This window comes from Rhodococcus sp. MEB032 (genome assembly GCF_030208925.1).
Taxonomy (GTDB): domain Bacteria; phylum Actinomycetota; class Actinomycetes; order Mycobacteriales; family Mycobacteriaceae; genus Rhodococcus_F; species Rhodococcus_F qingshengii.
In genome coordinates this window covers 1-1,206 of sequence record NZ_JARVSY010000035.1, presented here as the reverse complement: position 1 = coordinate 1,206, position 1,206 = coordinate 1, and the positions used below count along the sequence as shown (strand labels likewise).

Here is a 1,206-nt window from a genome sequence, read left to right as displayed (position 1 = left end):
TGGTGGCGTTGGCGATGCGCCGGTCGGTTGACCTTGTGGTGGGTATGTATGCGGTCGCCAAGGCTGGTGGCGGGTATGTTCCGGTGGATCCGGATCAGCCGGCGGATCGTACGGCGTTCATTCTCGAGGCTGCGGCTCCGGTGTGTGTGGTCAGTACTTCGGATGTTGGTTTCGATGCTGGTGCGGTGCCGGTGGTCGAGGTTGATGTTGTCGATGTGTCTGGTTTTTCGGGTGCGCCTGTCTCTGATGCGGATCGGGTTTCGCCGTTGCGGCCGGAGAATACGGCGTATGTGATTTTCACGTCGGGTTCGACGGGTCGGCCGAAGGGTGTGGCGGTTTCGCATGCGGCTGTGGTGAATCAGTTGCTGTGGAAGCGTGAGACTTTCGGTCTTGATCAGGATGATGCGGTGTTGCTCAAGACTGCGTCGACGTTCGATTTGTCGGTGTGGGAGTTTTGGTCTGCGTTGGTTTCGGGTGCGCGGTTGGTGATCGCGAAGGTCGGCGGTCAGCAGGATCCGCAGTATCTGCTCGATGTGATGGCTGTGTCGGGTGTGTCGACGTTGCATGTGGTTCCGTCGATGTTGGAGGCGTTGGCGGCTACTGGTGGTGGTGTTCTTCCGTCGGGGCTTCGTCAGGTGTTGGCGATCGGTGAGGCGTTGCCTGCTGATCTGGCGCGGCGTGTGCGTGTGGCCAATCCTGATGTGCGGTTGTTCAATTTGTATGGTCCGACGGAGGCGGCGGTGTCGGTGACCTCGCATGAGGTGACCGATGGTGATGTGTCGTCGGTGTCGATCGGGTCGGCGGAGTGGAATACGCAACTGTTGGTGTTGGATTCGCGGTTGCATCCGGTTCCGGTCGGTGTTGCGGGTGAGTTGTATCTTGCGGGTGCGCAGTTGGCTCGGGGGTATCAGGGCCGGGTGGATTTGTCGGCGGAGCGTTTCGTCGCCAATCCCTTCAGCGGCGCGGGTTCGCGGATGTATCGCACGGGCGACGTGGTGTCGTGGAATCGTTCGGGCGAGCTCGAGTACGTGGGGCGCAGCGATTTCCAGGTGAAGTTGCGTGGATTCCGGATCGAGCTCGGTGAGATCGAGGCGGCGTTGGTTGCTGTCGATTCGGTGGGTCAGGCGGTGGCCGTCGTGCACGAGGACGCGCACGCCGGTGAGATGTTGGTTGCGTATGTCACTGCTTCGTCCGGGTCCGGGTCCG

Annotated in this window: 1 protein-coding gene; it reads left to right on the top strand. The window is 61.3% G+C overall.

From position 1 onward, the window contains the following. Positions 1–1,206: non-ribosomal peptide synthetase (locus QRN54_RS28330; protein ID WP_285183553.1), on the top strand; the 1,206-nt coding region annotated here is incomplete at both ends.